General features: G+C 39.9%; 7 protein-coding genes. All 7 read left to right on the top strand.

Annotated elements, in window-relative coordinates; all coding sequences use genetic code 11:
• The coding region (locus tag AAC037_RS17060; RefSeq protein ID WP_339904252.1) for a UDP binding domain-containing protein at nt 1-655 on the top strand (655 nt) is incomplete at its 5' end.
• Nucleotides 656-751: 96 nt separating this feature from the next.
• The gene (locus AAC037_RS17055) at nt 752-2,188 is read left to right on the top strand and encodes a lipopolysaccharide biosynthesis protein (RefSeq protein WP_339904250.1); all 1,437 of its coding nucleotides are present in this window, start codon (nt 752-754) and stop codon (nt 2,186-2,188) included.
• Nucleotides 2,188-3,270, top strand: coding sequence for a DegT/DnrJ/EryC1/StrS family aminotransferase (locus AAC037_RS17050; protein WP_339904249.1), 1,083 nt, complete (start codon nt 2,188-2,190; stop codon nt 3,268-3,270). Before AAC037_RS17055 ends, AAC037_RS17050 begins: the two co-directional genes overlap by 1 nt.
• Before the next feature lie 78 nt (nt 3,271-3,348).
• The gene (locus AAC037_RS17045) at nt 3,349-4,242 is read left to right on the top strand and encodes a glycosyltransferase (RefSeq protein WP_339904248.1); all 894 of its coding nucleotides are present in this window, start codon (nt 3,349-3,351) and stop codon (nt 4,240-4,242) included.
• A 50-nt stretch (nt 4,243-4,292) separates the two neighbouring features.
• Nucleotides 4,293-4,766, top strand: coding sequence for a GNAT family N-acetyltransferase (locus tag AAC037_RS17040; RefSeq protein ID WP_339904246.1), 474 nt, complete (start codon nt 4,293-4,295; stop codon nt 4,764-4,766).
• A gap of 21 nt (nt 4,767-4,787) precedes the next feature.
• The gene (locus AAC037_RS17035) at nt 4,788-5,744 is read left to right on the top strand and encodes an ATP-grasp domain-containing protein (protein ID WP_339904244.1); all 957 of its coding nucleotides are present in this window, start codon (nt 4,788-4,790) and stop codon (nt 5,742-5,744) included.
• A 122-nt stretch (nt 5,745-5,866) separates the two neighbouring features.
• On the top strand, nt 5,867-6,761 hold an 895-nt coding region (locus tag AAC037_RS17030; protein WP_339904242.1), incomplete at its 3' end, for an NAD-dependent epimerase/dehydratase family protein.

The following is a 6,761-nucleotide window of genomic DNA, read 5'->3' as shown; positions in this document are numbered from 1 at the left end:
TGCCAAAGTGATTGAAAACTCTCAAAGGGATATCAATATTGCCTTTGTCAATGAGTTGTCAAAGATATTTAATCTACTGGACATTGACACCCAGGAAGTATTAGAGGCTGCCGGAACCAAGTGGAATTTCCTTCCTTTTAGACCCGGTTTGGTAGGTGGTCACTGTATCAGTGTAGACCCATTCTATCTGGCTCAAAAAGCCCAAGAAGTAGGGTATCATCCGGAGATTATATTGGCAGGCCGTCGATTAAATGATTCCATGGGCAAGCATGTGGCCACTGAGGTAATCAAGCATATGATGCGCAAAGACTTAAAAGTCATAGACAGTAAAGTTTTGATCCTAGGTTTTACATTTAAGGAGGACTGCCCGGATGTACGCAATACCCGTGTAATCGATATCTATTCAGAATTGAGGAATTTTGATATTGATGTAGATGTATATGATCCTTGGGCAAACCCTGCCGAAGTAAAGCATGAGTATGGTGTGGACATTATCGGTGGCAAGGATTGCCCTTCACTTGAGGAATATTCTGCAGTGGTATTGGCAGTGGCACACAAAGAATTCAAAGCCTTACCCATTCAAAAAAGCAAAAACTTAGTGGTATACGATGTAAAGGCCGTGTTGAATAAGGAAAAAGTGGACGCAAGACTTTAGTGGAAGCGCGACTTTGCCCGAATTATAACAAAGCTATAGTAGTTGGCCTTTTCAAAAGATAAGCTGGTACAAACCCTTAGGTTGAATTAAGCTTATATGTCATTAAAAAAACAGACGCTTTCGGGCATCTTATGGACCTTTACAGAGACCTTTGTACTCAGGGGTTTGTCCTTTATTGCTTCAGTGATTCTTGCCAGACTCCTTGGTCCAACAGAGTTTGGTTTAGTGGGCATGATCAGTGTATTTATTGCCTTGGGGAATTCGTTGGTAGACAGCGGGCTATCAGCATCTCTGATCCGGACCAAAAATGCAGATGAGTCAGATTATGCCACTGTTTTTTATTTAAACCTGGCTTTGAGTGTGTTAGTATACGGCCTTTTTTATTTGACGGCCCCACTGATTGCCTCGTTTTTTGAGCAGGAGTTATTGGAATTAATTGTCAGGGTGTACTGCCTTACCTTTATCATTTCGGCCTTTTCTGCCGTGCAATTGGCCATGCTAAACAAGAAAATGAAGTTTAAGCAAGTCATGAAATGTAAGGTGCCGGGTACCATTTTAGGGGTTTCGGTAGGTATTTGGATGGGCTATGCGGGTTTTGGGGTTTGGAGCATTGTTTGCATGTTTATGTGCACCCAACTTGGAACCTCTATCATGCTCTGGTTAACTTCTTCCTGGACACCCGGCTTTTTGTTTTCCAAAGAAAAACTAAAATACCATTATAATTTTGGTTACAAGCTTATGCTTTCAGGGCTTATCGATACCTTTTATAAGAATGTGTACAAATTGATAATCGGTAAGTTCTTTGCGGTGCAGGAGTTGGGCTATTATGAGCGGGCACATTCTTTCAATAACCAATCTGTAACCATGTTTACCTCAATTATTAGCAAGGTTTCTTATCCTTTGCTATCTCAAATTCAGGACCAAAAGGAACGTATTGCTATCATTTACCGGCAATTGATCCAATTTTCCTTTTTTGTGATAGCGCCAATAATGTTGGGGGCAGCAGCATTGGCCAAACCTTTGTTTTTGCTAATATTAGGAGAACAATGGTTACCAGCCGTTCCATTATTCCAAATCCTTTGCTTGTCCGGAATGTTCTATCCGGTTCATTCTTTTAATATCAATGTATTGAAGGTATATGGTAGGAGTGATTTATTTTTAAAACTGGAGTTGATAAAAAAAGCAATCATTACAGTAAGTATTTTGATTGGCTTCCAATTTGGAATATACGGTTTGGTTTGGAGCAGTGTTTTTACCTCTTTAATGAGTCTTATGGTAAATACCCATTATAGCAGTAGAATGATTCAATATACCACCTTACAGCAGTTGGGAGATATTGCCCTTATCCTTATAAAGGCAGGATTGATGGCAGGATTAATGTGGGGAATAACATTGGTATTGCAAAATAATTCTCAACTTTGGCAGTTAGTTTTAGCAGGGGCTGTAGGCCTTGTATTTTATTTCCTTTTAAACTATGCGTTGAAAAGCCCCCAACTGAATTTTGCTTTGGATTTGATAAAAAAGAAAAATTAATGATTCCTGTTACCAAGCCATTTCTTCCTCCTCAAGCCGAGTACGAAAAATACCTTTCAGGAATTTGGAAACGGAACTGGTTAACCAATATGGGGCCACTGTCCAGCGAGCTGGAGATGCAGTTAAAGGAGCACCTTGGCATTCGTCATTTGTTGTATGTGACCAATGGCACCATTGCCCTGCAGTTGGCCATTAAAGCACTGGAACTAAAAGGGGAAATCATTACCACGCCCTTTTCATTTGTGGCCACTACCAGCAGTATTGTATGGGAAGGATGCAAACCGGTATTTGTGGATATCGATGAACATTCCTTGAATATTGACCCTAGCAAGATTGAAGCATCCATAGGCCCGGAGACCTGTGCCATTTTGGCTACCCATGTGTATGGCAACCCCTGTGATGTGGATGCCATTGATCAAATTGCGAAAAAACACAAACTCAAAGTGATTTATGATGCGGCACATGCATTTGGTGTCAAGCTTAAAGAAAAAGCTGTCTTTGATTTTGGAGACATCGCCACTTGTAGCCTTCATGCGACCAAATTGTACCATTCTGTAGAAGGTGGTCTGGTCATGACAAAGGATCCGCTATTGCTTAAAAAAATGGCCTATATGCGGAATTTTGGATTCAATGGTCCGGAAGCCTTTGCAGAGTTGGGGATCAATGGAAAAAATTCTGAATTTCATGCCGCCATGGGACTGGCCAATTTGCCACATGTGAAAAAGATCCATGCCCAGCGTAAGGCCTTAACAGAAAGGTATGACAAGGTGCTAAGAAACCTGAAAGCGCGGAAACCGGAATGGCAAAAAGACGCAAGTTTAAATTATGCCTATTATCCTTTGGTATTTGATACGGAAGAACAACTTCTGAAAAGCATGGCAAGGCTTCAGGCAAATGAAATATTTACCCGTAGGTATTTTTATCCTTCCCTGGCCACTACCCTGCCATACTTGCAGGCAAAACCGCTACCCCTTACAGATGCCATTTCCAAAAGGGTGTTGTGCCTGCCCTTATATAGCGACCTGAGCTTAGAGGAAGTTGAATTGATAGGCAGATTATTGTTGCGGGTTCAGAACAATTGATTCTTAAAAATAAATTACCTGAATGCATTTAGTTTTACTGCAAGGTTGAGCTAGTATAACTAAAAAGAAAATTACTTTATGAAAAAACCGTTGGTTAGCATTTGTTGTACCACCTACAACCATGCTTCCTATATAAAGGATTGCTTGGAAGGATTTCTTATGCAGGAAACTTCTTTTACTTATGAAATCCTGATATATGATGATGCCTCTACGGATGGGACTTCAGCGATTATTGAAGACTATAGGAAACGTTTTCCAGACCTTATTTTTCCTGTTCGGCCGGATGAAAACCAATATTCCAAAGGCGTCCGGGGGATGAATTTTAATTTTAATATTCCCAGGGCCAAAGGCAAGTACATTGCCTTATGTGAAGGAGATGATTATTGGACTGCAGCGGATAAATTAGCCAGGCAAGTGCAGTTTATGGAAGAAAATCCGAATGTGATTTTTACTTTTCATAATTTTAAGAAGAAATATGGAGAGGAATTGGCTTCCCCTTTTTTCTATCCTTCCAGGTTTCTCGAAGACAGTTATATTTTAAATTTTAAAGAATCCTTTAGTACTCAGGTACAACCCTTGACTATGCTTTTCCGCAATGTGGTGAAAAATCCTGAAGGTATCAAAGTATTGAATGGGGATGCCTTATTAATAGCCTTATTGCTGGAAAAGGGTAAAGCTGCTTACCTAAATTTTGTAGGTGCCCATTACCGCATTCATGAAGGGGGAATCCATGGTGGGCAACCTAAATATAACCGAGTATTGAACTCAGTCGCTTCAAGAAAAAAGATGATTAAGTATTTTGATCAACCGGTTAAAGGAATGCTTTATCACCGACTCGCACTCTTTTATAAGCAATTGGCAAAATTAGATTATAAAGATAAAAAAATCATAAAATGTGTCTTTAACCTTGGCCGGATGTACAAATACTCCATTTTTTATTTCTTTTCCAGTGGGCCAAAATTATCGTATTAATTCCGATACCTACTATAAATCAATCACTGAATCATTTTTATTCTGTGTTTATGTTTACTATTGATGAGCTTCCTGATTCACCATACAATACCTCAGATGTGGTTGAATTGCTTGAAGAGATGGATGATTTTTTTTCACCTCCGCTTACCGAAAGGGTACGAATGGAATCCGGTTTGCCTTCCCTTGAAGCGTATGTTGATAAAATTTTGACCCTTGGACATGTGCTGATTCATTTTGATGAAAAGGAAGTTCATGGAGTGACACTGTTTTATGCCAATGACCAAAAACAAAAGAATGCATATATTGCAATGCTTGCCGTAAAACAAGGTTTTCATAACCAGGGGATCGCAAAAAAAATGGTTATTAAGGCGATAGAAATAATAAAAAAAGAGGGCATGCAGACCATTAGCTTGAAGACCTGGAAGGAAAATACCATTGCAGTTGCCCTGTATGAAAAAATCGGCTTTGTGGTAAAAGAAGTCGATGAAAAAAATATTAAAATGCAATATACTTTCCCAAGTTGAGCTTGGCATTTATTTGATCATATGACAGGTACAATTACAGTATTGGTAACGGCCATAGGATCCTTTGCTTCGGATGCAGTGGTTACTGCATTACAAAGTAGGGCAAATACAAGGGTGATAGGTTGTGACATCTACCCCGGAAACTGGCACGCCGTAACCGGAAAATACAATGCCTTTTATCAGGTTCCCTTGGTGACAAGGACTGAAGCATACCTTGAAAAAATTGAAAGCATTTGCAAAGAGGAAGCCATTGATTTTATTTTTCCTTTAACGGATGTTGAAGTGGATGTATTCAATGTAAATCGATCGGTCTTTCAAAAGCTTGGCGTGGTACTGTGTATACCCGGCCCCGGGGCCTTGGCTGTTGCCAGAAATAAAATGGCCCTAGCAGCTTTTGTTGTTAATAAAACGGACTTCCCCGCAATTCAGACTTATGGGCTTAATACTGTATTACCCGATTTACCATTTCCTTTAATTGCCAAACCCTTGGATGGTAGAAGCAGTGAAGGGATAGTATGGGTTTACGATAAATATGGACTTGATGCTATTCAGAATAAAGAAAATTACCTGCTTCAGGAAGTAATTAGAGGCCCTATTTACACGGTGGATTATGTTAGAAGTCATTCCCTTAATATCGATTTTTCTATACCCCGTAAAGAGTTACTCAGAACTAAAAATGGTGCCGGGATGACTGTAGAAATTTTTGAAAATCAGGAGCTTAGTCAAATGGTTTCCACGATTGGCCGGGCTTTAAAAATCAATGGCTGTGTCAATATGGAGTTTATCGAAAGAGACAAGCAGTATTATTTAATTGATATCAATCCCAGATTTTCAGCCGGAGTGGCATTTTCAAAATTGGCAGGTTATGATATGGTAAACAGTCATATGAACGCATTTTTGGATGAAGCGATACTTCCGGCAGTGCGCGTTAAAAAATCCATTGCTATCAAGCATATGATAGACCTCTTAAATGGATGATAAATGCTCAAAACATTCAATGTAGCAACGATTATAGCCGAAAAGCATAAGTAAACCCGGTTTACTTGGACGGAAAGAAAAAATTAACTGTAAATATTTAATAAATATCATAATATATTTTTATGGCTTACCAAATCAAACAAAGTAAAGTACTGGTAACAGGCGGAGCAGGTTTTATCGGCTCCAATCTAATAGACGTACTATTGGAAAACGGAAACACCGTGGTTTGCCTGGATAATTTTGCCACCGGTAAAATTGAAAATTTGAAAGTTGCACAAAGCAATCCCAATTTCACCTTAATTGAAGGGGATATCAGGGACAGGGATACTTGTTTAAAAGCGGTGGAAGGCTGCGATTATGTATTGCATCAGGCAGCCTTAGGATCAGTGCCACGATCCATCGCAGATCCCATTACCAGCACAGAAGTGAATATTCTTGGCTTTGTCAATATGCTTTTTGCCGCCAAGGAGGCCGGAGTAAAGCGTTTTGTTTATGCTGCCAGTTCTTCTACCTATGGGGACCATAAAGCCCTTCCCAAGGTGGAACATGTGATAGGGAATTCCCTTTCACCTTATGCCATTACAAAATATGTAGATGAATTGTTTGCCAAGAACTTTTCAGACATCTATGGCATAGAGACGGTAGGCTTGCGCTACTTTAATGTTTTTGGGAGAAGACAAGATCCCAATGGAGCCTATGCTGCCGTAATTCCTAAATTTGTTTCCAGTTTGATAGCGCATCAAAGCCCTCAAATCAATGGTGATGGGAGCTACTCCAGGGATTTTACCTATATCGACAATGTGATTCAGGCCAATCAATTGGCTGCGGCAGTACCGACAGCTGTTTTTAAGGAGCGATTGAAAGCATACCAGGCCTCAGTTGCGGGCGTTCCGGAAGTTGTTGAAGGAGCTGCTATTTCTGAAGTTTTTAATGTGGCCTACGGTGAAAGGGCATCTTTAAATGATTTGGCAGAAGCATTAAAAAAAGGGCTGGCCAAGTACGACAGTGAGATTGCAA

The organism is uncultured Cyclobacterium sp. (assembly GCF_963976465.1).
GTDB lineage: Bacteria > Bacteroidota > Bacteroidia > Cytophagales > Cyclobacteriaceae > Cyclobacterium.
Note: the sequence above shows the minus strand (reverse complement) of the source record. Positions and strands in the feature narration are given on the sequence as shown.